The sequence below is a fragment of the Microbacterium sp. Yaish 1 genome, from assembly GCF_002245215.1.
In the GTDB taxonomy this organism is placed as follows: domain Bacteria; phylum Actinomycetota; class Actinomycetes; order Actinomycetales; family Microbacteriaceae; genus Microbacterium.
Genome location: NZ_NPMR01000002.1, coordinates 381,031 through 404,479, shown reverse-complemented (window position 1 = coordinate 404,479; position 23,449 = coordinate 381,031). Strand labels below are relative to the sequence as shown.

At 69.8% G+C, this 23,449-nt stretch carries 25 protein-coding genes and 2 tRNA genes; 15 read left to right on the top strand and 12 right to left on the bottom strand.

What is annotated here, in order from left to right:
- Window positions 1-85 precede the first annotated feature (85 nt).
- On the top strand, window positions 86-298 hold the full coding sequence (locus CI089_RS10955) for a methyltransferase (RefSeq protein ID WP_233494886.1): 213 nt from the start codon (window positions 86-88) through the stop codon (window positions 296-298).
- Here CI089_RS10955 and yczE read toward each other — a convergent pair.
- Window positions 279-941, bottom strand: a complete 663-nt coding sequence (gene yczE, locus CI089_RS10950; protein ID WP_094261611.1) for a membrane protein YczE — start codon at window positions 939-941, stop codon at window positions 279-281. The genes CI089_RS10955 and yczE overlap by 20 nt on opposite strands.
- 61 nt (window positions 942-1,002) lie before the next feature.
- On the opposite strand from yczE, the gene yczR reads away from it, so the two are divergent.
- A complete protein-coding gene (yczR, locus tag CI089_RS10945) occupies window positions 1,003-2,412 on the top strand; it encodes a MocR-like transcription factor YczR (RefSeq protein WP_094261610.1) in 1,410 nt (469 codons plus the stop codon).
- A 29-nt stretch (window positions 2,413-2,441) separates the two neighbouring features.
- Here yczR and CI089_RS10940 read toward each other — a convergent pair whose 3' ends face one another.
- Window positions 2,442-2,702 (bottom strand): hypothetical protein, encoded by a 261-nt coding sequence (locus CI089_RS10940; protein ID WP_094261609.1) that lies wholly within the window; start codon window positions 2,700-2,702, stop codon window positions 2,442-2,444.
- A 116-nt stretch (window positions 2,703-2,818) separates the two neighbouring features.
- Here CI089_RS10940 and msrA point away from each other — a divergent pair, with 116 nt between their 5' ends.
- The 5 genes from msrA (at window position 2,819) to CI089_RS10915 (ending at window position 6,777) form a co-directional block, all read left to right on the top strand.
- A complete protein-coding gene (gene msrA, locus CI089_RS10935) occupies window positions 2,819-3,346 on the top strand; it encodes a peptide-methionine (S)-S-oxide reductase MsrA (RefSeq protein WP_094261608.1) in 528 nt (175 codons plus the stop codon).
- A gap of 153 nt (window positions 3,347-3,499) precedes the next feature.
- Entirely contained in the window at window positions 3,500-3,991 is a 492-nt protein-coding gene (gene ssb, locus CI089_RS10930; protein WP_094261607.1) for a single-stranded DNA-binding protein, read from the top strand.
- A gap of 38 nt (window positions 3,992-4,029) precedes the next feature.
- Window positions 4,030-4,521, top strand: a complete 492-nt coding sequence (locus CI089_RS16625; protein WP_256977822.1) for a DUF6993 domain-containing protein — start codon at window positions 4,030-4,032, stop codon at window positions 4,519-4,521.
- Window positions 4,522-4,577: 56 nt separating this feature from the next.
- Window positions 4,578-6,257 (top strand): energy-dependent translational throttle protein EttA, encoded by a 1,680-nt coding sequence (gene ettA, locus CI089_RS10920; protein WP_094261606.1) that lies wholly within the window; start codon window positions 4,578-4,580, stop codon window positions 6,255-6,257.
- Complete coding sequence (locus tag CI089_RS10915) at window positions 6,250-6,777, top strand: acyl-CoA thioesterase (protein WP_256977821.1); 528 nt, start codon at window positions 6,250-6,252, stop codon at window positions 6,775-6,777. Before ettA ends, CI089_RS10915 begins: the two co-directional genes overlap by 8 nt.
- Here CI089_RS10915 and CI089_RS10910 read toward each other — a convergent pair.
- Window positions 6,765-7,703 (bottom strand): acyl-CoA thioesterase, encoded by a 939-nt coding sequence (locus tag CI089_RS10910; protein WP_094261604.1) that lies wholly within the window; start codon window positions 7,701-7,703, stop codon window positions 6,765-6,767. The two genes, CI089_RS10915 and CI089_RS10910, sit on opposite strands and share 13 nt — an antisense overlap.
- Window positions 7,704-7,723: 20 nt before the next feature.
- On the opposite strand from CI089_RS10910, the gene CI089_RS10905 reads away from it, so the two are divergent.
- Window positions 7,724-8,398 (top strand): hypothetical protein, encoded by a 675-nt coding sequence (locus CI089_RS10905; protein WP_094261603.1) that lies wholly within the window; start codon window positions 7,724-7,726, stop codon window positions 8,396-8,398.
- 1 nt (window position 8,399) lies between these two features.
- On the opposite strand, the gene CI089_RS10900 is transcribed toward CI089_RS10905, so the two are convergent.
- The 7 genes from CI089_RS10900 to pepN all read right to left on the bottom strand — a co-directional run bounded on the left by CI089_RS10900 (window position 8,400) and on the right by pepN (window position 16,347).
- Complete coding sequence (locus CI089_RS10900) at window positions 8,400-8,870, bottom strand: globin (protein ID WP_094261602.1); 471 nt, start codon at window positions 8,868-8,870, stop codon at window positions 8,400-8,402.
- Window positions 8,867-9,988 (bottom strand): mechanosensitive ion channel family protein, encoded by a 1,122-nt coding sequence (locus tag CI089_RS10895; protein ID WP_094261601.1) that lies wholly within the window; start codon window positions 9,986-9,988, stop codon window positions 8,867-8,869. The genes CI089_RS10900 and CI089_RS10895 overlap by 4 nt, the downstream gene beginning before the upstream one ends.
- Before the next feature lie 46 nt (window positions 9,989-10,034).
- Window positions 10,035-10,709: a response regulator transcription factor gene (locus CI089_RS10890; RefSeq protein ID WP_179223312.1), complete on the bottom strand. Its 675-nt coding sequence runs from the start codon at window positions 10,707-10,709 to the stop codon at window positions 10,035-10,037.
- A complete protein-coding gene (locus CI089_RS10885; protein WP_256977820.1) occupies window positions 10,699-11,961 on the bottom strand; it encodes a sensor histidine kinase in 1,263 nt (420 codons plus the stop codon). The genes CI089_RS10890 and CI089_RS10885 overlap by 11 nt, the downstream gene beginning before the upstream one ends.
- A 10-nt stretch (window positions 11,962-11,971) precedes the next feature.
- Window positions 11,972-12,781 (bottom strand): ABC transporter permease subunit, encoded by an 810-nt coding sequence (locus CI089_RS10880; protein ID WP_094261600.1) that lies wholly within the window; start codon window positions 12,779-12,781, stop codon window positions 11,972-11,974.
- Entirely contained in the window at window positions 12,778-13,692 is a 915-nt protein-coding gene (locus CI089_RS10875; RefSeq protein WP_094261599.1) for an ABC transporter ATP-binding protein, read from the bottom strand. The genes CI089_RS10880 and CI089_RS10875 overlap by 4 nt, the downstream gene beginning before the upstream one ends.
- A gap of 108 nt (window positions 13,693-13,800) precedes the next feature.
- Window positions 13,801-16,347 carry an aminopeptidase N gene (gene pepN / locus CI089_RS10870; RefSeq protein WP_094261598.1) on the bottom strand — a complete coding sequence of 849 codons (2,547 nt, stop codon included), beginning with the start codon at window positions 16,345-16,347 and terminating at the stop codon, window positions 13,801-13,803.
- 112 nt (window positions 16,348-16,459) lie between these two features.
- On the opposite strand from pepN, the gene CI089_RS10865 reads away from it, so the two are divergent.
- The 4 genes from CI089_RS10865 to CI089_RS10850 are packed head-to-tail and all read left to right on the top strand — an operon-like array spanning window position 16,460 to window position 20,196.
- The gene (locus CI089_RS10865; RefSeq protein WP_094261597.1) at window positions 16,460-17,005 is read left to right on the top strand and encodes a ribose-5-phosphate isomerase; all 546 of its coding nucleotides are present in this window, start codon (window positions 16,460-16,462) and stop codon (window positions 17,003-17,005) included.
- Window positions 17,005-18,015 carry an Fpg/Nei family DNA glycosylase gene (locus CI089_RS10860; protein WP_094261596.1) on the top strand — a complete coding sequence of 337 codons (1,011 nt, stop codon included), beginning with the start codon at window positions 17,005-17,007 and terminating at the stop codon, window positions 18,013-18,015. The genes CI089_RS10865 and CI089_RS10860 overlap by 1 nt, the downstream gene beginning before the upstream one ends.
- A 4-nt stretch (window positions 18,016-18,019) precedes the next feature.
- Entirely contained in the window at window positions 18,020-18,697 is a 678-nt protein-coding gene (locus tag CI089_RS10855; RefSeq protein ID WP_094261595.1) for an FMN-binding negative transcriptional regulator, read from the top strand.
- Entirely contained in the window at window positions 18,694-20,196 is a 1,503-nt protein-coding gene (locus tag CI089_RS10850; RefSeq protein WP_094261594.1) for an amidohydrolase, read from the top strand. Before CI089_RS10855 ends, CI089_RS10850 begins: the two co-directional genes overlap by 4 nt.
- Window positions 20,197-20,305: 109 nt before the next feature.
- Here the strand turns inward: CI089_RS10850 and CI089_RS10845 are convergent, their stop codons facing one another.
- The gene (locus CI089_RS10845; protein WP_094261593.1) at window positions 20,306-20,791 is read right to left on the bottom strand and encodes a Dps family protein; all 486 of its coding nucleotides are present in this window, start codon (window positions 20,789-20,791) and stop codon (window positions 20,306-20,308) included.
- A 109-nt stretch (window positions 20,792-20,900) separates the two neighbouring features.
- Here CI089_RS10845 and CI089_RS10840 point away from each other — a divergent pair, with 109 nt between their 5' ends.
- Window positions 20,901-21,437, top strand: a complete 537-nt coding sequence (locus tag CI089_RS10840; RefSeq protein ID WP_094261592.1) for a gamma carbonic anhydrase family protein — start codon at window positions 20,901-20,903, stop codon at window positions 21,435-21,437.
- A gap of 35 nt (window positions 21,438-21,472) precedes the next feature.
- Here CI089_RS10840 and CI089_RS10835 read toward each other — a convergent pair.
- Window positions 21,473-21,546 (bottom strand) — tRNA-Gly (locus CI089_RS10835).
- A gap of 134 nt (window positions 21,547-21,680) precedes the next feature.
- Between CI089_RS10835 and CI089_RS10830 the strand changes: the two genes are divergently transcribed.
- Together CI089_RS10830 and tig are read left to right on the top strand one after the other, a co-directional pair.
- Window positions 21,681-21,754: transfer RNA gene (locus tag CI089_RS10830), tRNA-Pro, on the top strand.
- A 71-nt stretch (window positions 21,755-21,825) separates the two neighbouring features.
- A complete protein-coding gene (tig, locus tag CI089_RS10825; RefSeq protein ID WP_094261591.1) occupies window positions 21,826-23,355 on the top strand; it encodes a trigger factor in 1,530 nt (509 codons plus the stop codon).
- Window positions 23,356-23,449 lie beyond the last annotated feature (94 nt).

Here is a 23,449-nt window from a genome sequence, read left to right as displayed (position 1 = left end):
AGGCCTGTGTCGGTCCGGTCGCCGCACGTCTCTGGTTCCTCGGCGCTCGGGGGCGTAGCCTGCGGGTGTCGGAAGGAGTTCGATGATGAACGCGCAGACACGATCGACCGCACTGTGGGTGGCGTACGGCGCCGGGGGAGTGGCGGGAATGATCCGCCACCGCGGAGATGAGTACATCGTGACGATGGCGGGTGCGGATGCCGAGCTCGGCACCTACCCCACGATGGAGATCGCCAAGAACGCATTGCACGCGCACATGCCGCCGGGCGCGGACTGGCCTACGTTCCGGGAGCACTGAGCCGGGTCGCCGCCGTCGCCGCACTGGCGTCGCCCTCGCGGGGGCCGGGAGCCGGACGCACCCCGACGCGTGCACCTCGGTCGAACAGCGGCAGGCTCACATGCACGATCGGCCCGATGAGCACGGCGAACAGCACCGTGCCGAGACCGACCGTTCCTCCGAGCAGCCAGCCGGTGGCGAGCACGGTCGCTTCGACGCCGAGCCGGCCGGCCCAGATGGGCCAGCCCCAGCGCTGGTGGATGCCGGTCATCAGCCCGTCGCGGGGGCCCGGACCCAGCCGAGCCCCGATGTAGATTCCCGATGCGACGCCGACCAGGACGGTACCGGCGAGGAACATGACCAGCTGTGCCGGCCACGCATCGGGCGTGCTCATGAGCGGGAGGGCGAACTGCATGGCGGCGCCCACGACGAGGATGTTCGCGACGGTGCCGACGCCCGGCTTCTGACGCAGGGGGATCCACAGGAGCAGCACCAGGAAACCGGTGATGCTCACGACCCAGCCGATCCCGATGCCGGTGTTCGTGCTGACTCCTTCGGCGAAGACCGTCCACGGGTCCAGGCCGATCCCGGCATCGACCATGACGGCGCACCCGATACCGAACAGGATGAGGCCGACGACGAGTTGCGAGAAGCGGAGGGTCACTCGTCCATTGCATCCCGAGATTGGCCATAGCGAAAGAGGCCAATTCCCGTACTGTGGCCATATGCACTCCCGGATCTCCGCCAGGTCGCTGCAAACGGCGCTCGGAGGATGGCGCACCCGCGAACCGGCCTACGAGGCGCTCGCAGACGGCATCCGACTGCTCTGCCTGGACAACCGCATCGCTGCGCGCACGCTGCTGCCCGCCGAGCGCGCCCTCGCCCAGACGCTCGGGCTGAGTCGCACGACGGTGGCGAGCGCATACGCGAGCCTGCGTGCGAGCGGTCACATCGAGAGCCTGCGGGGCTCGGGCAGCGTGACCACAGCCCAGCCGTCGCGCGGCGGCGGGACCGTGTTCGCGGCCCCCGGGTCGATCGACCTGCAGCAGGCGAGCCCGAGTGCCTGGCCCGGGCTGGCCGGCGTCATGGCGGAGACGGCGTCGGATGCCGCCCGGCTCGTGTCGCGGACCGGGTACGACACGCTCGGGTCGAGTCGCCTGCGCGACACGATCGCCGAACGCTACACCGTGCGCGGCATCCCGACCTCGCGTGAGGAGATCCTCGTCACCGCGGGCGCGCAGAGCGCCATCCACCTCATCGCGGAGGTGCTGGTGGCTCGCGGCGATCGTGTGCTCGTCGAGACCCCGACCTACCCGCACGCGGCTGAGGCTCTGCGGGCCGCCGGCGCGCGGCTGGTGGCCGTGCCCGTGACGACGGAGCGCGGCTGGGATCTCGATCGCCTGGACGAAGCTGCGCGACGGACACGACCGGCGCTGGCGTACCTGATGCCGACTCTGCAGAACCCGACTGGTCGCTCGATGACGGTCCCCGAGCAGGATGCGCTGCGGGATGCTGCCCAGCGGGGCTGCACGCTCGTCGTGGACGAGACGACCGCCGAGCTGTCGTTCGGCACGCAGGCGGCCGCAGCGCTGCGCGGTGATGACGTGGTTCGGATCGGTTCGCTGGGCAAGACCGTATGGGGCGGCCTGCGCGTCGGGTGGGTCCGCGCTCGGCCCGAGGTCATCCGTCGGCTGCACGCGGCGAGGCCGGCACGGGACCTGGGCACGCCCGAGTTCGAGCAGGAGGTCGCGGCGAGGCTGATCCCGCGGATGGCGGAGATCCTGCCCCAGCGCGCCGAACTGCTCTCGCGCGGCTACCGCGCAGCGCGAGCTGCCCTGCGCGACAGGCTGCCCGACTGGGACGTCCCCGAGGTATCCGGCGGCGTCGCCCTGTGGGTCGGTCTGCCGGCGCCGCTCAGCGGTCCGTTGGTTCTGGGAGCGCGCGCAGCGGGGGTCTATCTCAGCGCCGGTCAGCGATTCGCTGTCGACGGTGGACACGAGAACCGCTTGCGCATACCGTTCACGGCGTCACCGGCCGATCTCGAGCGTGCCGTCGAGGTCTTGGCCTCGGTCTGGGCCCGCGTGGCGAGCGGGGCTCGGACGGCGGGGCCGGCGCCCGTGGACGCCCTGGTGTGACGCAGGCCGAGCTGGTCCGCCGGCGGCGGTCAGCGGGAAAGGCGGAGGGTGTCAGACGCCTCGCTCATGCGCCAGAACTCGCCGATCGCTCGAAAAGCACGTGAGGGCGCGTGGAACCGGAGGGCTCGGAACCGGTCTCCGGCAGGCGTCTCGACGCGCTCGACGAGACCCTGCACGTGGCCGTCGGCCGCGACGACCCGCCAGCGGTCGGCGCCGACCGCGACGAGCCTGCTTCGCGGCTGCGCCCGGGCGGCCGGGGGCCGATCGATCTGCGCCTGCATCCACGACATCACTTCCTCCTCGCGATCGAGGCTAGGGAGGGGTTCCGACATCCGCGGGAACACGCGGGCGGCAGCGGTGGTTGGCTAGGGTGAGACCTCGCGCAAGCGGGAGAACGGAGCTTTCCATGACCACCACATTCATCCTCGCCGGCGGTTGCTTCTGGTGCCTCGATGCCGCCTATCGCGCGCTCGATGGCGTGTCCGAGGTCGTGTCGGGGTACATCGGCGGGCACGTTCCGAACCCGAGCTACGAGGCGGTGTGCACGGGGACGACCGGTCATGCCGAGGCGGTGTCGGTGACGTTCGACCCCGACGTCATCCCGGCCGATGTCATCCTCGACGCCTTCTTCACGATGCACGACCCGCGCCAGCTGAACCGCCAGGGCGCGGACGTGGGCACCCAGTACCGCTCGGCGATGTTCCCGCTCGATGACGCGCAGCTCGAGCTGTTCACCGCGGCGCGCGACCGCGCCGACGAGATGTGGGGTGGTGGCGTCGTGACGACCATGGAGCGCGCCGACACGTTCTACCCCGCCGAGGAGTACCACCAGGACTTCTTCGCGAAGAACCCGGGGCAGGGGTACTGCCTCGCGGTCGCTGTTCCGAAGGTCAACAAGGTGCGCGCCCGGTTCGCGGAGTACGCCCGCAGCTGACTCCTCCCCAGCGCGATTGGTGGGCGGTTCTGCACCGATGTGCAGAACCGCCCACGTCGTTGCGCGGCAGGCCCCGAAGCTGGAAGCGCTCCGGCACTCGACGGGCACTCGGGTGCCGGAGCGTTCCCGTCCGTGCCTTGCTGAGGAGCACTCATGTCAGATCGCATCACCGTCATCGGCAACATCGCCACCGAGCCCGAGCAGCGTCGCACGGGTAGCGGCATCCCGGTCACGAGCTTCCGTCTCGCGAGCAGCCAACGCTACCGAGACGCGCAGTCCGGCGAGTGGGTCGACGGCACGACCAACTGGTACCGGATCAGCGTGTTCCGCGCGCTCGGCGAGAACGCGTTCGCATCCCTGCGCAAGGGGCAGCGCGTCATCGTCGACGGGCGGCTGCGGCTGAAGGAATGGGAAGCGGGCGAGAAACGGGGCATCGAGATCGAGATCGATGCCGACGCGATCGGTCCGGATCTCAAGTGGGGAACGGCGACGTTCCAACGCACCCCGCGCGCGGATGCCGTCGCTCCCGAAACCGCGGCCGCGTCGACGAGCCTCCCGGCCGCGGTCGATCCCGGTGCGGCAGACGGCGAGTGGGCTGTCGCGGCGGTACCTGTCGCCGACACCGCCGGTTCGACGCCGTTCTGAGGCGAGGGGCGACGGGTCCGGCCGTCTAGAATCCAGGCATGCGCCTGCTTCGTTCTCCGTTGGCCCGCTCTCTGGTGGGAACGGCCGGCGCCGTCGTCGTCGCGGCATCCCTCGCCGGATGCTCGATGCTCTTCCCGCAGGAGCCCCCCGTCACATCCGCCGCGCCCACCGCCGAGCCGACGGTGACGGCGGGCCCTGCGCCCCTGTCGCCCGAGAGCACGGCGGCCGACAATCTGCCGCTGTTCACCCAGGTGATGAACCAGGTCGCCGCGGGCCCCGAGAGCGTCGCGGGTCGCGCCTACATCGACGCGCTCGTGGCGGCGGGCTTCGACAAGTCCGCGATGCAGGTGACGGCCGACCGCACCTCGGTGGATGATCCCGTCGACAGTCTGCAGTTCTCGGTGCTCTGGGCGGGGGAGTGCCTCGTCGGGCAGGTCGGTCCGTCGACCCCCGCACCGACCGCCATGGTCCTCCCCGAACTGCCGAGCGGCGGCTGCCTGATCGGGCAGACCCGCCCCATCGACTGGTGAGTCGCGGTCTTCGAGCGGACGGACTCCTCGCCCTCCCGGACTAGACTCGAGGCGTTATGGCCGAATACATCTACTCCATGGTCCGCGCCCGCAAGGCCGTCGGCGAGAAGCTCATCCTCGACGACGTCACGATGGCATTCCTCCCCGGTGCCAAGATCGGTATGGTCGGCCCCAACGGTGCCGGTAAGTCCACGATCCTGAAGATCATGGCGGGCCTCGATCAGCCCTCCAACGGCGAGGCGAAGCTCACCCCGGGCTACTCGGTCGGCATCCTGATGCAGGAGCCGGAGCTCGACGACACCAAGACCGTGCTCGAGAACATCGAGGCCGGGGTCGCGATCAAGCCCAAGCTCGATCGCTTCAACGAGATCTCGGCGCTGATGGCCGATCCCGACGCGGACTTCGATTCGCTGCTGGCCGAGATGGGTACGCTCCAGGAAGAGATCGACGCCGCGGACGGCTGGGACCTCGACTCCCAGCTGCACCAGGCGATGGAAGCCCTCCGCACCCCGCCGGCCGATGCCTCCGTCGCGCCCCTGTCGGGCGGTGAGCGTCGCCGTGTCGCGCTCGCCCGGCTGCTGCTGCAGAAGCCCGACCTGCTGCTCCTCGACGAACCCACGAACCACCTCGACGCCGAGAGCGTGCTGTGGCTCGAGCAGCACCTCCAGGCGTACAAGGGCGCTGTGATCGCCATCACCCACGACCGGTACTTCCTCGACAACGTGGCCGAGTGGATCGCCGAGGTCGACCGCGGTCGTCTCATCGGCTACGAGGGCAACTACTCGACGTACCTCCAGAAGAAGGCCGAGCGCCTCGACATCCAGGGCAAGAAGGACGCCAAGCTCGCGAAGCGTCTGAAGGACGAGCTCGAGTGGGTGCGCAGCTCGGCGAAGGGCCGCCAGACCAAGTCGAAGGCTCGTCTCGCACGCTACGAGGAGATGGCCGCCGAGGCGGAGCGCACCCGCAAGCTCGACTTCGAGGAGATCCAGATCCCGGCCGGTCCGCGCCTGGGCAGCGTCGTCATCGACGCGAAGAAGCTGCACAAGGCGTTCGGCGACCGCGTGCTGATCGACGGCCTGAGCTTCAACCTCCCGCCCAACGGCATCGTCGGGGTCATCGGTCCGAACGGCGTGGGCAAGACCACGCTGTTCAAGACGATCGTCGGTCTGGAGCCGCTCGACGGCGGAGAGCTGAAGATCGGCGAGACCGTCAAGATCAGCTACGTCGACCAGTCGCGCGGCAACATCGACCCCGAGAAGACCCTGTGGGAGGTCGTCTCGGACGGCCTCGACATCATCACGGTGGGCAAGACCGAGATCCCCTCGCGCGCCTACGTGTCGAAGTTCGGGTTCAAGGGGCCCGATCAGCAGAAGAAGGCCGGCGTGCTCTCGGGCGGTGAGCGCAACCGTCTGAACCTCGCGCTGACCCTCAAGGAGGGCGGCAACCTCCTGCTCCTCGACGAGCCGACCAACGACCTCGACGTCGAGACCCTCAGCTCGCTGGAGAACGCGCTGCTGGAGTTCCCCGGTTGCGCCGTCGTCATCACCCACGATCGGTGGTTCCTCGACCGCATCGCGACGCACATCCTCGCGTACGAGGGCACCGAGGAGAACCCTGCGCAGTGGTACTGGTTCGAGGGCAACTTCGAGGCCTACGAGGCCAACAAGATCGAACGGCTCGGTGCGGATGCCGCGAACCCGGCCAAGTCGACGTACCGCAAGCTCACGCGTGACTGAACACACGTCGGAGACGGTGGCCTCGGTGGTGACGACCGCCGGGGCCACCCGCGTCCGGATCCCCATCCACCTTCGCTGGGGCGACCTCGATGCGCTCGGGCACGTCAACAACACCTCGATGCTCAAGCTCCTGGAGGAAGCGCGCCTGCGCGCATTCTGGAAGCCCGAGACCGGGCTGTCAGGGCCGTCCACGGCTATCCTCGACGCGCTGAGCGTGTCAGCCGAGACGATGACGTTGATCGCGCGCCGGGAGATCGAGTACCTCGCACCCGTCCCGTACGGTCAGCGTCCGCTCGACGTCCAGCTGTGGATCGGGCGTATCGGGGGCTCGAGCATCGATGTCTGCTACGAGGTCTACAGCCCTCGAGGCGACGACGTGCAGACGTGCTACGCCCGCTCGACGGCCGTCGTGGTGATGGTCTCGACGGAGACCGGAAGACCCGTGCGGCTGACGGAAGAGATGCGCCGCGCCTGGGCTCCGATCGTGGGGGAGCCCATCACGTACTCTCACCGCCGCTGATCGTCTGCTGCCTCGTCCGGCGCGGGCACGCGCACCATGATCTCTTGGGCGACGCTCGCGATCAGGGTGCCCGCACGGTCGTAGACGCGCCCCGTCGACAGGCCACGGCCGGCCCGGGCGCTGGGTGACTCCTGGACGTACAGGAGCCACTCGTCGACCCGCGCGAAGCGGTGCCACCACATCGCATGGTCGAGGCTCGCCACCTTGAGACCCGGGGTGGCCCACGCCAGCCCGTGCGCCCGCAGCACGGGCTCCTGGATCGTGAGGTCGCTGAGGAACGCGAGCGCCGCCCGGTGCACCGCGGGATCGTCTGGCAGGGCGGACCGCGTGCGGGCCCACACCGCCTGGCGTGGTGTCTTGGCGGCGTCGGGCTCCAGATAGATCGGCGTCGTGACGTGACGCAGCTCGATGGGGCTGGCCGAGAAGATGCGCCGGCTCAGCGGGTGCATGCCGCTCAGTTGCTCCTCCAGGGCGGGGAGGTCCTCGGGCTGCGGCATCCCGTCGGGCATCGGCTCCGCGTGCTCGACGCCGGGGTCCTCGTCCTCGAACGAGGCGATCATCGAGAAGATCGGCATGCCGTTCTGGAACGCCTGGGTCCGCCGGGTCGAGAAGGACCGGCCGTCGTGGATGCGGTCGACGGAGAACGTGATGTTCCGCGACGAGTCGCCCGGACGGAGGAAGTAGCCGTGCATCGAGTGCGGTACCCGTTCAGCGGGCACGGTGCGCATCGCCGCCATGGTGGCCTGGGCGAGCACCTGCCCACCGAAAACGCGGCCTTGGGGCATGACCTGCGACCTGCCGGTGAAGATGTCCTCCGTCGTCCGCGCCTCGCTCGACGACAGATCGAGCACCCTGAGCATCGCAGCAACGGGATCCGTCTCGTCTGCGGGGCTGTCGGACCGGGGCTCTGAGCTGTGTTCGGGCATCGCTCGGTAGTCTAGGACGGATGTCCGAGCGTCTCCTCTTCCCGCATCCCGAGGTCGCCCGCGACGTCCTGACCTTCTGCGGCCGCGCGGCTCGACACGGCGACGGCATCGTGAGGTTGCAGGCACGTGGCGGCGTTCTGGCGCTCTCGTGCGCCCCGCTGTCGCCGCGCTCGCTCACCGACCCGACGCCGTTCGTCCTGGCGCTCAGGACTGCCCGGGTCGATCCCGAGCTTGAATGCGACCTCACCGTCGACGCTGCCGCGCTCGCCCCGGATGCCGACGACGATCGTGCCGTCCGGCTCCCCGACAGCGGCGTCACGGCCGTGTGGGCCGGGGTATCGCCCCCTCGGGCAGGATGGCGCGAGGCGGGAAGCCTCGACTCGGCGCGGGTCTCGCTGCGCGCCCAGTGGGGGATCGCCGCCGTCGCTCGTCAGCTGCCGACGGGGGCGGGCGACGACGTCGTCCACCGCGTCCGGTCGTCGGTGTGGGGCGCCCCTGACGACGACGTGGCCGGACTCCCGCTCGGTGTGGCGTTCGCGGCGGTCGGGATGGGGTTCATCGCGGGCTCGGAGCAGCCTGCTGTCCGACGCACCGATGTGTGGACGCGCGTGTCGTTCACCCGCGGCCATGTGCTGACCCGGGGTCCCGTCGCCATGGGGCTCACCCCGGTGCGCGCGACCGGCTCGACGCGGTGAGTCAGCCCGGCCGGGACGTATCCGGGTCGGGCGCCGGGTTCAGATCCAGCGCCGGCCGCCGTTCCGAGCCCTGGGGACCGATACCGGCAGGCTCGAACGTGTTGACCATCGCGTACGCTGCGCGTTCGAGGTAGTCCCACAGCGTCGCCTCGTGCAGCGGGGAGAGAGCGAGCTCGTCGAGGGCGGTGCGCATGTGGCGCAGCCACCGGTCGCGGGCGTCGGGATCGACGTGGAACGGGCGGTGACGCATGCGCAGCCGCGGGTGCCCGCGCTCCTCGCCGTAGGTGCTCGGACCGCCCCAGTACTGCTCGAGGAACATCGTGAGCCGGCGGGCCGCGGGAGCGAGGTCCGCCTCGGGGTACATCGGGCGCAGCACGTCGTCTGCGGCGACCTCCCGGTAGAAGACGTCGACGAGGCGGACGAAGGTGTCGTGCCCGCCGACCTCGTCGTAGAAGCTGACCGGGTCGCTCACGGGGTGCCCTTCTGCTGATCGGGTGAATCGCCGTCTCCGGCGCGCGGATCCTGAGCCTCGGGCGATCCCGTCGCGGCGGCGGAGCCCTTGCGCTTCGGCCGCCACTGGGGACGCCCCTTCACCTGCGGCGGCGCGACGGGCTGGGGCTTCGTCCGCGGCGGGTTCGCCCCTCGGATGCTCTGGGCGCCCTCGAAGCCCGTCAGGATGGTGGAGTTGAGCTGCGGGATCTTGACGCCCAGTTCGTCCACCGCGTGCTTGAGCCGCACGCGCAGCGCTCGTGCCACGTCGTCCTTCGCATTGGGCCGGGTCTTGACGACGATGCGGATGACGAGGGCGTCGCCGCTGATCGATTCGAGACCCCAGAGCTCGGGCTTCTCGATGATGCGGCTGCGCCACTTCGGCTCTCGAGCGAGGTCCTTGGCCGCATCGATCACGGTCTTCTCGACCACCTCGACGTCGGCGTCGGCCGGCACGGCGAGGTCGATGATGACTCGCGACCAGCCCTGCGACATGTTGCCGATACGGGTGATCTCGCCGTTGCGGACGAACCACAGCGTGCCGTTGACGTCTCGGACATGCGTGACGCGCACGCTGACGTACTCGACAATGCCGGTCGCGAGGCCGAGGTCGACGACGTCGCCGATGCCGATCTGGTCCTCGGCGACGATGAACATGCCGTTGAGAACGTCCTTGACGATGTTCTGCGCACCGAAACCGAGACCGGCGCCGATGGCAGCCGACAGAAGCGTGAACGACCCGAGGATGTCGGGGCTGAGGACCCCGACGATCATGAGCAGTGCCACGATGACGATCGTCACGTTCACGATGTTGGTCAGGATCGACCCGAGTGTTCGGGTGCGCTGGACGATGCGCACCTGTGCCAGCGGCGACATGTCGATCGCTCTCGTGTCCTCGGCCTCTGCGCGTGTCTTCGCGCCGCGCACGATGCGGTCGACGATGCGCGCGATGAGGCGACGCATCAGCCAGGACAGTGCGAACGCGCCGAGGACGATGACGGCGACCTTGACGATGTTCCATCCCGCCTCGGTGAGGAACGTCCAGAACTCGTCGGCGGGGAACTCCCAGGCGAGCGGGAGGGCGGCGGTCACGGTGGTCATCGATCCGATAGTAACGAGCCCCGCCATGACGTTCCCGAGAACGCCATCAGACGTCGAGGCCGGGCTCGGCGAGCCCGTGCGCGATCAGCACGGCATGCACGCGATCTCGAGCGGGCAGCTTCGTCAGGATGCGGCCGACGTGGGTCTTCACGGTCGATTCGCTCAGGAAGAGCTCGGCGGCGATCTCGAGGTTCGTCAGTCCTCGGGCCATCGCGGCCAGGACGTCCGCCTCCCGCGCCGTCAGCACTGCCGGTGTCGTGGGCTCCGGCGCGGGGAGCCCGGTCGAGGTGACGAGCTCGATCATGCGCCGGGTGATCCGCGGGGCGAGGGTGGCCTCGCCCGCGGCGACCGCGCGGACAGCCGCCACCAGCTCGTCGCGGCGCGCATCCTTCAGGAGGAAGCCGCCGGCGCCGGCGCGGAGCGCTCCGAACGCGTACTCGTCGAGGTCGAACGTCGTCAGCACCAGGACGGCGACGCCCGGGTGCTCCGCCCGGATCCGCGCGGTGGCCTCGATCCCGTCCACACCGGGCATGCGGACGTCCATGAGCACGACGTCCGGAGACGACGCGGCGACGACCTCGAGGGCGGCTGCTCCGTCCGCTGCCTCACCGACGACCTCGATGCCCTCCGCCGCTTCGAGCACCATCCGGAACCCGAGGCGGATGAGCTGCTGGTCGTCGACGATGAGCACGCGGATGGGCGAGGGGCGATCAGCGGTCATGATTCTCCTGTCCGAGAGGGATGCGGGCATGGACGCGCCAGCCACGGCCGGCTCCCGGGCCGGCGGTCACCGTGCCGCCCGCCAGCACGACGCGCTCCCGCAGGCCGCGCAGGCCATACCCCGATGACGATGTCGGCGCGGGCGCGACCGGCTCGCCGTCGTCGACGATGTCGACCTCGACGGCATCCGGACCGTATCCGACGCGGACGTCGATGCGCTCGGCGCCGCGCGCGTGGCGCATCGCGTTGGTGACGCCTTCCTGGACGATCCGCGAGATCGCCAGTTGCACCGCGCTGCTGAGCTCCGGCCTGTCGCCCGAGACGGTCAGCCGGGCGTCGAACCCGGCGGCGCGGGCGGAGTCGACCGTCTCGACGGTCGTATCCCGGGCCAGCGGGGCGAGTGGAGCGGCATCGTCCTCGCGCAGGATGCCGAGGGTTGCCCGCATGTCTCGCAGCGCCTCGCGGCCGGTCGAAGCGATCGCGGTGGCGCCTGGCCGAGCCCGGTCGATGTCACTCGACGCGGCCACGCCCTCTGCCAGGGCGACCATGACGGTGAGGGAGTGCGCGACGATGTCGTGCAGCTCACGGGCGATGCGGTCGCGCTCGGCCGCTGCTGCGAGGCGAGCCTGCTGGTCGCGCTCGACGACGAGCTGGCGCGATCTGTCGATGAGCGCCGCGACGTAGCGGTGGCGGTTGCCGACATTGGTTCCGATGAGCGATCCGATGAGGGCGGCGAGCCCTTCGCCGACCAGCGCGTTCCACGCGATCATGGGGCCGATGACGCCGGTGAGCGCGAGCGCGGCGACGGACACGGCGAGGGCGCCCAGCGCGACGCTGACCCCGATCAGACAGGCTCGGGCACTGCGATGGACGGCGAGAGTGTACGCGGCGACCCCCAGCATGGGCCCGCCGGTCGGAGCGGGCGCCAGGAGGTACGCGAAGGCGACGGCCACTGCGCAGGAGAACACGAGGGTCGGATAGCGCCTGCGCACGAGCAGGGAAGCGCAGGCCAGCACGACGATCACCATCACGACCGGCCCGGTGAACGGCCACAGGCGACCGACACCGACCGCGTCGTCGATGCGGTCGGTGAAGCTCGTGGCCGGGACGAGGGAGAACGCCAGACAGAGCAGCGCCGTGAGGATGTCGGCGAAGACGGGATGCCGCGCCCAGAACCTGCGAAGCACCCCCGGGGGACGCGGAAGCCGCAGCTCGTCGTCTGGAGACGACGGACTGCGGCTTCCGGGCGACACCCCTCGTACCCTACGCGTCGGTCGAGCGGAGGATCGCCCAGCCGCCGAGCAGCGTAGCCGCGGGCCAGGCGAGCAGGGTGACGAGCCCCTTCGCGAAGTCGTCCGTTCCCGGCGACGTCACCTGCTGCGCCGCGCTCGAGGGCAGGTACTGGCCGAGATCGACGATCCACGCCCACGACTCGCCGCCGAAGGAGAACAAGCCCAGCACGATCGGCACGACGAAGAGGAGTCCGACCGTGGCTGCGATCGCGCCGGCGCCGCTGCGGATGATGAAGCCCCACCCGAGCCCCAGCAGGGCGAACGTGGCCATCGCGAGCACCCCGAACGCGAGGGGGATGACCGACGACTCGGCGTCCGACCACTCGATGGCCCGATCGCCGAAGATCGGCGCCGACACGATGACGGAGATGATCGTGGTGACGATCGTGGTCGCGGCGAGGATCAACGCGACGACCACCGCCTTCGCCAAGAGCACGGCCCCGCGGCGCGGTTCGGCGGTCAGGGTCGACCGGATCATGCCCGTCGAGTACTCGCCGGTGATCGCCATGGCCCCGAGGATCCCCGCGACGAGCATCGTGAACTGCATCGGCGCCACGATCGCGTTCACCGGGGGGAAGTCGCCGCCGAAGTCCTGCGAAGCCCAAGCCATGAGCAGCGACATCCCGATCGCCAGGACCGCGGTGACGCCGAGCGACCACCAGGTCGAGCGCAGGGTGAGGAGCTTGATGGCCTCGCTGCGGAGAAGCCGGCCGAACGACAGGCGCACGTTCGGCTGCGCGGCGCGCGAGGGCGCCGGGGTCTGCACGGCGGTGGTGCTCATCGGACGGCTCCCTTGGTCTGATATTCGACCGATCCCTCGGTCAGGGCGAGATAGGCGTCCTCGAGTGAACCGGCGCGCGGCGTGAGCTCGTGAAGCGGGATTCCGTGTGCAGCGGCGGCATCGCCGATCGCTGCGGCGCTGAGCCCCGCGACCTGCAGGAGTCCGGGCTCGCCCGTGGTCACGGCGACGTCGGGGCCGGCGATGAGGCGGGTGAGGTCGTCGGCGCGCGGTGTGCGGACGACCACCGTGTTGCTCGTCCACGAGCGGACGAGGTCGTCGATGGCGGCGTCAGCCAGCACCTGCCCGCGCCCGAGGACGATGACGTGGTCGGCGGTGAGGGCCATCTCGCTCATGAGGTGGCTCGACAGCAGGACCGTGCGGCCCTGTGCCGCCTGTCCGCGGACGAACTGCCGCACCCAGCGGACGCCCTCGGGGTCGAGGCCGTTCACCGGCTCATCGAGGATCAGTGTCTGCGGATCGCCGAGGAGCGCGGCTGCGATGCCCAGGCGCTGGCCCATGCCGAGCGAGAACTTGCCGGCTCGCTTGCCCGCCACCGATGCGAGTCCGGTGATCTCGATCACGTCATCGACACGGGAACGGGGGATGCCGTGGGTCGCGGCCATGGCCCGCAGATGATTGCGCGCACTGCGGCCCGTGTGCACGGCCTTCGCGTCGAGGAGGATGCCGACTTCGGTGAGAGGCGAGCGCAGCGAGCGGTAGTCGCGACCGTCGATCGTGACCCGCCCCGAGGTCGGCCGGTCGAGCCCGACGATCATCCGCATCGTGGTGGACTTGCCCGCGCCGTTGGGGCCGAGGAATCCGGTCACCTTGCCGGACTGCACGGTGAAGCTCACCCCATCGACGGCTGTCTTGTCTCCGTACCTCTTCGTGAGGCCTTCTGCAACGATCATGCGGCCCACGCTATCGACGCGCGCAGCCCGCTGTCGTCCGCCGGGAGTGCCGAGAACGACGATGGGCGTCGTACCGGAGTACGACGCCCATCAGCATTGCGGATGACGTCAGTCCTGAGCGTCGCGCTCCTGCACAGCGAGCGCGCGCTCGACGCCTGCGAGGTTCTCGGCGACGAGACGGCGCAGGGCCGCAGGCGCCTCGGCGTTCTGCGAGAGCCACGCGCGGGTCGCATCGCGCAGTTCGGTGTTGGCGAGAGCAGCCGGGTAAAGGCCGACGATGAGGTACTGGGCGATCTGGTAGGTGCGCGACTCCCAGATCGGCAGCAGCATCCGGAAGTACTCGTCGACGAAGGCGCCGAGGTGCGCCACGCCCGCCGGGTGGGTGAAACCGGCAGCCGCCGAACGCACGACGGTGTTGGGCAGATCGTCGTTCTCGATGAGCGATGCCCACGCGGCCTTCTTCGCGTCGGCCGTCGGGAGCGCCGCCCGGGCCTGCGCCGCGAACTCGCCGCCCTTCGCGGTGTTGTCGGCAGCCAGCGCGGCGTCGATGTCCGCCGCCGAGACGGCGCCCGACGCAGCGAGGGAGACGAGGAGCGCCCAGGAGAGGTCGGCGTCGATCTCCAGCCCCGGGAGGACGGTGTCGCCCGATCGCAGGGCGCGGACGACGTCGGCGTGGGCGTCGGTCGATGCGGCCGACGCGAAGGCGGTCACGAACTGCAGCTGGCTGTCGCTGCCCGCCTCGGCCTGCTGAGCGAGTTCCCACAGCCCGTCGGCGACGCGGGCACGCGCGGCATCCCGGGTCTGCGGATCGACGTACGAGTTCGCTGCGAGCTGGAGCTGTCCGAGCGTCGTGCGCACCGTGGTGGACTCGGTCTCGGTGCCGATGTTGCGGAGCACCAGGTCGATGTAATCGGTCGCCGACGCCTCGGCGTCGCGGGTCTGGTCCCATGCGGCGCCCCACACCAGGGACCGCGCGAGCGGGTCGCTGATCTTCGCGAGGTGCTCCACCGCCGTCCGGAGGGATCGCTCGTCGAGGCGGATCTTGGCGTAGGCGAGGTCCTCGTCGTTCAGGAGGACGAGGTCGGGCTGCGCACGCCCCTTGAGCTCGGGAACCTCGGTGAGGTCCCCGTCCACATCGAGCTCGACGTGGTGCGTGCGCACGAGCGCGCCGTCCTTGAGCGAGTAGAAGCCGACGCCGAGACGGTGCGGACGGATCGTGGGGTAGTCGGCCGGTGCCGTCTGAACGATGGCGAAGCGGGTGATGACCCCGTCGGCATCCGTTGCGATCTCGGGCTCGAGCGTGTTCACCCCCGCGGTCTCGAGCCACTTCTTCGACCAGGTCTCCAGCTCGCGGCCGCTCGTGGCCTCGAGTTCCGAGAGAAGGTCCGCCAGCTCCGTGTTGCTCCACGCGTGCTTCTGGAAGTACGCCGAGACGCCGGCGAAGAAGGCTTCCACGCCGACCCACGCGGCGAGCTGCTTGAGCACCGAGCCGCCCTTGGCGTAGGTGATGCCGTCGAAGTTGACCTGCACGTCCTCGAGGTCGTTGATGCGGGCCACGACGGGGTGCGTCGACGGAAGCTGATCCTGGCGGTAGGCCCAGGTCTTCTCCATTGCGTTGAAGGTCGTCCAGGCCTCGGTCCACTCGGTGGCCTCGGCCGTCGCGATGGTCGAGGCCCACTCGGCGAACGACTCGTTGAGCCAGAGGTCGTTCCACCACTTCATCGTGACGAGGTCGCCGAACCACATGTGGGCGAGTTCGTGGAGGATCGTCACGACACGACGCTCCTTGACCGCGTCGGTGACCTTGGAGCGGAAGACGTAGGTCTCCGTGAACGTCACGGCTCCCGCGTTCTCCATGGCGCCCGCGTTGAACTCCGGTACGAAGAGCTGGTCGTACTTCGCGAAGGGGTAGGGCACGCCGAACTTCTCCTCGAAGTACGCGAATCCCTGACGTGTCTTCTCGAAGACGTAGTCGGCGTCGAGGTACTGCCAGAGGCTCTTGCGCGCGTACACCCCGAGCGGGATGACGCGGCCGTCCGCGCTGGTGAGCTCGGAGAACACGTGCTCGTACGGGCCGGCGACGAGGGCGGTGATGTACGAGGAGATCCGGGGAGTCGGCTCGAAGGCCCAGGTGGCCGTCCCGCCGTCGCCGGGAACCGGCTCGGGCGTGGGGGAGTTGGAGACGACCTTCCACTCGGCGGGGGCGGTGATCGTGAAGCGGAACTCGGCCTTCAGGTCGGGCTGCTCGAAGACGGCGAAGACCCGGCGCGAGTCCGGCACCTCGAACTGTGAGTAGAGGTAGACCTCGCCGTCGACGGGGTCGACGAACCGATGCAGGCCCTCGCCGGTGTTGGTGTACAGGCAGTCCGCGTCGACGATGAGCTCGTTCTGGGTCGCCAGGTCCTCGAGCGCGATGCGCGAGTCGTTGAATGCCGCGAGGTCGATCGCGCGTCCGTTGAGGGTGATCTCGCGGACGTCGCGAGCGATCAGATCGACGAAGGTCGAGGCACCCTCCGCGGCGGCGAAGCGGATGACGGTGCGGGAGCGGAAGACCTCCGCACCGACGGTCAGATCGAGGGCGATGTCATAGCTCTGCGTGTCGATGATCGCGCGGCGCTCCTGCGCCTCGATGCGGGTGAGGTTCTCTCCAGGCACGTGCGTTCTGCTCCCAGGGTCGGGGTGAGGATTCGGGGCCGCGCGCTGCTGGCGCCGACGGCAACCGTGCCAGCCTACGCTTTCGGGGCTCGCACATTCATAGGATGGTGCCATGCGCATCCATATCGCGACCGACCACGCCGGTCTCGAGTTCTCCACTCAGCTCCAGCACCATCTCGCCGAGGCGGGTCACGATGTCGTCGACCATGGCCCGATCGAGTACGACCCGCTCGATGACTACCCCGCGTTCTGCATCCGCGCGGCGCAGGCCGTGGTGCGGGACCAGCAGGCCGGCGTCGAGGCCCTCGGCGTCGTCTTCGGCGGCTCGGGCAACGGCGAGCAGATCGCGGCGAACAAGGTCCACGGGGTCCGAGCCGCACTCGTGTGGAACATCCCGACCGCCGAGCTCGCACGGGAGCACAACGACGCGAACGTGATCGCGATCGGCGCCCGGCAGCACACGTTCGACGAGGCGGTGACCTTCATCGACCGCTTCATCGCGACTCCGTTCAGCGGCGAGGAGCGTCACGCGCGCCGTATCGGTCAGCTCGCGGCGTACGAGGCCGACGGCAGCCTGCTGCCCGACCCTCGAGCAGGTGCGGAGGGCATCGCGTCGCCGCTCCCCGCCACGGACTCGTTCGATCCGGAAGCGGGCTGATGCCCGAGGGCCACTCCGTCCACCGGATCGCCCGGCAGTTCGAGCGCAACGTCGTGGGCCGCGTCGTCGCCGCGTCGAGCCCGCAGGGCCGATTCGCGGAGGGCGCAGCGGTCCTGGACGGTCGTGAGGCGATCGAGGCGCGGGCGGTCGGCAAGCAGATGTTCCTCGCCTTCGAGGGCGACGTCTGGTTGCGCGTCCACCTCGGCATGTACGGCGCGTGGGACTTCGCGGGAGAGATCGTCGTCGACCCGACGATCGCCTCCGCGAACGGACGCATGGGGCACACGAACCAGCGCGGGACCGAGGTCGCGCCGATCTTCGACAGCGCGGGGGAGAACTCCCTCAGCTCGATCGGAGCGCCGAGACGAGCGCGCGGGCGGGTCCGCATGAGCGAGCAGACCACGGGACTCGGTGACGATGGCGCAGCAGTGGGCGACGAGGAGTGGCCTCCGCCCGTCGTCGGCCAGGTGCGCCTGCGCCTGCTCACCGACGTGACCTGCGCCGACCTCCGGGGACCCACGGCGTGCCAGCTGCAGACGCCCGAGGAAGTGCAGGCGACGATCGCGAAGCTCGGGCCCGATCCCTTGGTCGACGACCTCGCCGAGGGCGAGGAGCGGTTCACCGCGACGGTCCGCCGCAAGCCGACGCCGATCGGCCTGCTTCTCATGGACCAGAGCGTGGTCAGCGGAATCGGGAACGTCTATCGCGCCGAGATGCTCTTCCGAGCTCGCGTGAACCCGCATACGCCGGGTCGCGACGTCCCCGAGGAGACCGTTCGGGAGCTGTGGCGCGACTGGGTCCGGCTGCTGGCGATCGGCGTCGAGACGGGCCAGATGATGACGATGGACGACCTCGACCCCGAGGCGTGGCGACGCGCCATGGCGCACCGTGATGATCGGCATTGGGTCTATCACCGTGCGGGCTTGCCCTGCCGTGTCTGCGGCACCGCGATCGTCCTCGAGGAGATGGCATCGCGGAAGCTGTACTGGTGCCCCAACTGTCAGAGATGAGCGCATGAGACAGAACCCGAGCTTCGCGATGACGGATGTCGCCGAACTGCGCCGTGTGATCGATGAGAATCCCTGGGTCACGATCGTCAGCGCGGCAGGCGGCGGGCTCGTCGCCTCGCACTACGCCGTTCTCCTGGACGACGAACGCGACGATCTCACGATCGTGGGGCACGTCGGACGCCCGGACGACGCGCTGCTCGGGCTCGGTGAGACCGCGCTGCTCGGGCTCGGTGAGACCGAGATGCTCGTCGTGGTCCAGGGACCGCACGGATACGTGTCGCCGCAGTGGTACGGCGACGTGCCGGCGGTCCCGACCTGGAACTTCGTGTCGGTTCACCTCTCGGGCGTGCCCGAGATCCTGACGCCGGAACAGAACCTGCGCGTGCTCGAGCGCCTCGTCGACCGATTCGAGACGGGCGTCGGCACGCCCCGCGGCATGTGGTCGGCACCGAACGACGACGAATTCGTCCGGCGGCTCGAGCGTGGCACGGTCGGGTTCCGCCTCTCGCCATCGCGCGTCGAAGCCAAGCGCAAGCTGAGCCAGAACCGGCCGGATGCCGTGGTCGACGACATCATCGCGCAGCTGGAGGAGGGCGCGACGCCATACGCGGACCCGCGGCTGGCCGGCGAGATGCGCCGCGCACACGATGCGATGAGGGCGGGCCGGGGGATCTCGTCGTGAGCGGCCCCGCTCGCGGTGACGATGTCGACGTCATCGCCGATGTCCGGCTGACCGGCGCCGGCCGGACAGACCCCTTCGGCTCGGAGGCGGTCGACGTGCACCTCTCCCGGGGGAGAGTGATCGACATCGCGCCGGTCGGCGCGCTGCCGAGACGCGGTGTCGTCCTCGACGCGGCCGGCGGCTGGCTGCTCCCCGGGCTCTGGGACCACCATGTCCACACCGTGCAGTGGGCCCTGGCCGCGCGGCGGGTCGATCTCGAGGGCATCTCGAGCGCGGCAGAGGCGGCGACCGCGATGGCTCGTACACGTCCCGACCACGATGGTCGCCGCATCGGCTCCGGCTTCCGCGACGCCCTGTGGCCGGATCGGCCCTCCCTCGAGCTGCTCGACGCCCTGACGGGCGACGTGCCGACGTATCTGATCAACTCCGATGTGCACAGCGTGTGGCTCAACAGTGCGGCGCTCCGACGCGAGGGGATGGCGGCACCCGACGGCGTGCTGCGCGAGGAACCGGCGTTCGAGATCTCCCGCCGGCTGAACGCGCTCGACCCCTCTCTCGCGGATGCGGCGGTGATGGAAGCGATGTCCGCCGCGGCCGCCCGCGGTGTGGTCGGCATCGTCGACCTCGACATGGCGTGGAACGCCGAGGCCTGGGACCGCCGCCTCGCTCGCGGGTTCGATGCGGTGCGCGTGTCCTTCGGCGTCTACGCCAGCATGCTCGAGAGGGCGATCTCCGCCGGGCTGGAGACCGGCGACGCGATCGACCCCGCCGGGCTCGCGCGGATGGGACCGTTCAAGGTCATCACCGACGGCTCGCTGGGCACGCGGACCGCGGCGTGCTCGCATCACTACCCGGGAGCCGAGACAGACTTCGGGGTCATGACCGTTCCTCCGGACGAGCTCGTCGAGCTGATGCGCCGGGCGACTGGCGCCGGGATCGCCTGCGCAGTGCACGCGATCGGCGACGTCGCGAACTCCCACGCCCTCGACGCCTTCGCCGCGACGGGAGCCACCGGCACGATCGAGCACGCTCAGCTCGTCGCGCATGCCGACATGCCGCGCTTCGCGCGTCTCGGCATCGGAGCCAGCATCCAGCCCTCGCATGCTGTCGACGACCGCGACATGGCCGAGGAATTCTGGGCCGGGCAGACCGCGGTCGGCTATCCGATGCGGGAGCTCGTCGACGCGGGGGCGAACCTCCTGCTGGGCTCGGACGCCCCGGTCGCTCACCTCGACCCCTGGACCACGATGTCCGACGCGGTGTTCCGCACCCGCGACGAGCGCGAGCCGTGGCGGCCGCACCAGCGGATCCCCGCGGCGGTGGCACTCGCGGCCTCCACCGCGGGCGGCTCCCACGCCGGCTCCGCGATCGAGCCGGGCGCCGTCGCCGATCTCGTCATCGTCGACCGGGACCCCCTCGTGGCCGCGACTCCGTCGGCCCTGCGGGCGACCGCCGTGACAGCGACCCTGCTCGCCGGCCGCGTGACGCACATCCGCTGACGCCGGCTCGAGCGGGTCTTGCCCCGCAACGGCGGAACGGCGCGGCGATCGGTGGGGCGCGCTCTGCCGCCCGGACTCGATCGCCGCGCCGCTCCGTCGGCGCCGGGTATTACTCGGCGAGGTGCGCGAGAAGGAACCAGCGGTCCTTGTCGACGCCGCGCTTGATCTCGATGGCGACATCCTGGCTCGTCAGGTCGACCTCGTCGAGACCGTCGATCGCGGCCTGCAGGTCGACGAGAGCTGCGTCGATGTCGGAGACGATGGCCTTGATCTCGTCCTGCCACTGCGCGAAGCCGGCGGGGACGGCGGTGCTGGTCTTCTCGGCCATGGTCGAGACGCGGGAGTCGATCGGCAGGCCCAGGGCGACGATGCGCTCCGCGGCGGTGTCGGCGTAGTCCTGAGCGTGAGCGACGACCGAGTCGAGCAGCTCGTGGATCGCGATGAAGTTCGAGCCGCGGACGTTCCAGTGCGCCTGCTTGCCGTTGACGACGAGCGCCTGCATCTTGTGCACGACCGGAGTGAGGAACTGCGCGGCAGCGGCGGCGACCTCGGGGTCGGCGGTGAGGGCGGGGGTGGTGATGTTGGTGTCGGTCATGTCTGCGCTCCTTCTGGCAGGTCGTGGCCTGCATCTGTCCAAACGCTACTCACGCCGGAACATTCCGCAAGCAAGAGAAGGCTGGGCTCACCAGGGGTAACGTGAGGCCATGGTCGTCTCATCGAGCGCAACGATCCTGCCGCTGGGCGAGTCCCGGCCCCGGCTGCATCCGACGGTTTTCGTCGCGGACGGAGCGCGGCTGGTGGGCGATGTGACCATCGGCGAGCTGTCGAGCGTCTGGTACAACGCCGTCGTCCGCGGCGATCGGTCGCGCATCGAGATCGGCGATCGCAGCAATGTTCAGGACGGCGTGGTGATCCACGTCGATGCGCGATCGCCCGCCCGTATCGGTGATGACGTCTCGATCGGGCACAATGCCGTCGTCCACGGATGCACGGTGGAGGACGGCTGCCTCATCGGCATGAACAGCACCCTGCTGAGCGGGGCCGTGATCGGAGCCGGATCCCTCGTCGCCGGGGGAGCGGTCGTTCTCGAGGGGACGGTCATCCCGCCCGGGTCTCTCGTGGCCGGCGTGCCCGCGAAGGTGCGCCGCGCACTCACCGACGACGAACGGGGCCGACTCCGTCGCAACGCCGCGACCTATCTGCAGCTGGCCGTCGAACACGGGGCCGTCGCGATCGAATGAGAAAGCTCCTCCTCGTTCGAGACGAGGAGGAGCGCTGGAGGGGCTGACGAGAATCGAACTCGCATCATCTGTTTGGAAGACAGAGGCTTTACCACTAAGCTACAGCCCCGCATTCGACCGGGATCGAATGTGGTCCACCGCCGTGCCGGGCACGAGGCCCGCAGTCGGCGACTCGAACAGTCTAGCGGACTCCGTCGGCTAGACTGACCACGGCCGTTTTCCGACGCACGTGTGCTGCGCGCCCGGGGCGTAGCTCAGCTTGGTAGAGCGCCCGCTTTGGGAGCGGGAGGCCGCAGGTTCAAATCCTGTCGCCCCGACAACGGCCCCACGAACCCAGACCACCGAACGGACGCGCATGTGCGCGGCCGGATAAAGGAGAACGACAGGCATGGTCACCAGCACCGTCGAGACGCTCAGCCCCACGCGGGTGAAGCTCCACATCACGGTCAGCCCGGACGAGCTGAAGCCGAGCATCACCCACGCGTACGAGCACATCGCTCAGGACGTGCAGATCCCCGGCTTCCGCAAGGGCAAGGTGCCCGCTCCCATCATCGACCAGCGCGTCGGCCGCGGTGCGGTCATCGAGCACGCGGTCAGCGAGGGCCTCGACGGCTTCTACCGCGAAGCCGTCACCGCGAACGAGCTGCGTGTGCTCGGCCGCCCCTCGGCCGAGGTCGTCGACTGGCCGAGCGACAAGGACTTCTCCGGTGACCTGAAGGTCGAGGTCGAGGTCGACGTTCGGCCCGAGTTCGAGCTGCCCGCCTACGAGGACATCACCATCGAGGTCGAGCCGGTCGCCACCGACGACGCCGCGATCGACGAGGAGCTCGACCGCCTGCGCGGCCGCTTCGGCACGCTCGTGACCGTCGACCGCCCCGCCACGAAGGGCGACTTCGTCGAGCTCGACCTGGTCGCCACGATCGACGGCAACGAGATCGACCGCGCCGAAGGCGTGTCGTACGAGGTCGGCTCGGGCGAGCTGCTCGAGGGCATCGACGAGGCCATCGATTCGCTCACCGCCGGCGAGGACACCACGTTCCGTTCGAAGCTCGTCGGCGGCGACCACGCGGGCGAAGAGGCCGAGGTGGCCGTCACGGTCAAGGCTGTCAAGGAGCGCGAGCTTCCCGAGGCCGACGACGACTTCGCGCAGATGGCCAGCGAGTTCGACACCATCGCCGAGCTGCGCGAGAGCCTCGCCGAGCGGGTCTCGCAGCAGAGCGTGTTCACGCAGGGTGCCGCCGCCCGCGAGAAGCTCGTCGACGCGCTCCTCGAGAAGGTCGAGATCCCCGTCCCGGCCGGACTCGTCGAGGACGAGGTCCACGCCCACCTCGAGGGCGAAGGCCGTCTGGAGGATGACGCGCACCGCGCCGAGGTCACCGAGGCGAGCGAGAAGCAGTTCCGCACGCAGATGGTCCTCGACAAGATCGCCGAGACCCACGAGGTGCAGGTCTCGCAGGACGAGCTCACCCAGTACCTGATCCAGGCGTCCGCGCAGTACGGCATGGCGCCGCAGGACTTCGTCAACGCTCTCCAGCAGAACGGGCAGCTCCCGGTGATGGTCGGCGAGGTCGCCCGCAACAAGGCGCTCGCGATCGCCCTGGGCAAGGTCACGGTCGTCGACACCGACGGCAAGGCGGTCGACCTGACCGGCTTCATCACCGTCGAGGGCGAGGAGTCCGCCGCTGACGAGGTCGTCGAGGAGGCGCAGGAGATCGCCGACGAGGCTGCCGACGCCGATGCCGCCGAGGCGGAGGAGAAGCCGGCGAAGAAGGCCCCCGCCAAGAAGGCTCCGGCCAAGAAGAAGGCGGACGCGGCAGACGAGGCTCCCGCCGCCGAGGAGAAGGCTCCCGCAAAGAAGACCCCCGCCAAGAAGGCTCCGGCTAAGAAGAAGGCCGCCGACGAGGCTGCCGCCGAGTGATCTCCTGATCTCGACGGTCGCCTGACCGGCAGAAGGGGCGGATGCTGCGGCATCCGCCCCTTCTGCCGTACCCGAGGGATGCTCGGCATCGGCG

Excerpts from the sequence above, each read along its gene's own strand:
- CI089_RS10955 (WP_233494886.1), top strand. The coding sequence starts at position 86 with ATGAACGCGCAGACACGATCGACCGCACTGTGGGTGGCGTACGGCGCC.
- yczR (WP_094261610.1), top strand. The coding sequence starts at position 1,003 with ATGCACTCCCGGATCTCCGCCAGGTCGCTGCAAACGGCGCTCGGAGGA.
- CI089_RS10940 (WP_094261609.1), bottom strand. The coding sequence starts at position 2,702 with ATGTCGTGGATGCAGGCGCAGATCGATCGGCCCCCGGCCGCCCGGGCG.
- msrA (WP_094261608.1), top strand. The coding sequence starts at position 2,819 with ATGACCACCACATTCATCCTCGCCGGCGGTTGCTTCTGGTGCCTCGAT.
- ssb (WP_094261607.1), top strand. The coding sequence starts at position 3,500 with ATGTCAGATCGCATCACCGTCATCGGCAACATCGCCACCGAGCCCGAG.
- CI089_RS16625 (WP_256977822.1), top strand. The coding sequence starts at position 4,030 with ATGCGCCTGCTTCGTTCTCCGTTGGCCCGCTCTCTGGTGGGAACGGCC.
- ettA (WP_094261606.1), top strand. The coding sequence starts at position 4,578 with ATGGCCGAATACATCTACTCCATGGTCCGCGCCCGCAAGGCCGTCGGC.
- CI089_RS10910 (WP_094261604.1), bottom strand. The coding sequence starts at position 7,703 with ATGCCCGAACACAGCTCAGAGCCCCGGTCCGACAGCCCCGCAGACGAG.
- CI089_RS10905 (WP_094261603.1), top strand. The coding sequence starts at position 7,724 with ATGTCCGAGCGTCTCCTCTTCCCGCATCCCGAGGTCGCCCGCGACGTC.
- CI089_RS10895 (WP_094261601.1), bottom strand. The coding sequence starts at position 9,988 with ATGACCACCGTGACCGCCGCCCTCCCGCTCGCCTGGGAGTTCCCCGCC.
- CI089_RS10890 (WP_179223312.1), bottom strand. The coding sequence starts at position 10,709 with ATGACCGCTGATCGCCCCTCGCCCATCCGCGTGCTCATCGTCGACGAC.
- CI089_RS10880 (WP_094261600.1), bottom strand. The coding sequence starts at position 12,781 with ATGAGCACCACCGCCGTGCAGACCCCGGCGCCCTCGCGCGCCGCGCAG.
- CI089_RS10875 (WP_094261599.1), bottom strand. The coding sequence starts at position 13,692 with ATGATCGTTGCAGAAGGCCTCACGAAGAGGTACGGAGACAAGACAGCC.
- CI089_RS10865 (WP_094261597.1), top strand. The coding sequence starts at position 16,460 with ATGCGCATCCATATCGCGACCGACCACGCCGGTCTCGAGTTCTCCACT.
- CI089_RS10860 (WP_094261596.1), top strand. The coding sequence starts at position 17,005 with ATGCCCGAGGGCCACTCCGTCCACCGGATCGCCCGGCAGTTCGAGCGC.
- CI089_RS10855 (WP_094261595.1), top strand. The coding sequence starts at position 18,020 with ATGAGACAGAACCCGAGCTTCGCGATGACGGATGTCGCCGAACTGCGC.
- CI089_RS10845 (WP_094261593.1), bottom strand. The coding sequence starts at position 20,791 with ATGACCGACACCAACATCACCACCCCCGCCCTCACCGCCGACCCCGAG.
- CI089_RS10840 (WP_094261592.1), top strand. The coding sequence starts at position 20,901 with ATGGTCGTCTCATCGAGCGCAACGATCCTGCCGCTGGGCGAGTCCCGG.
- tig (WP_094261591.1), top strand. The coding sequence starts at position 21,826 with ATGGTCACCAGCACCGTCGAGACGCTCAGCCCCACGCGGGTGAAGCTC.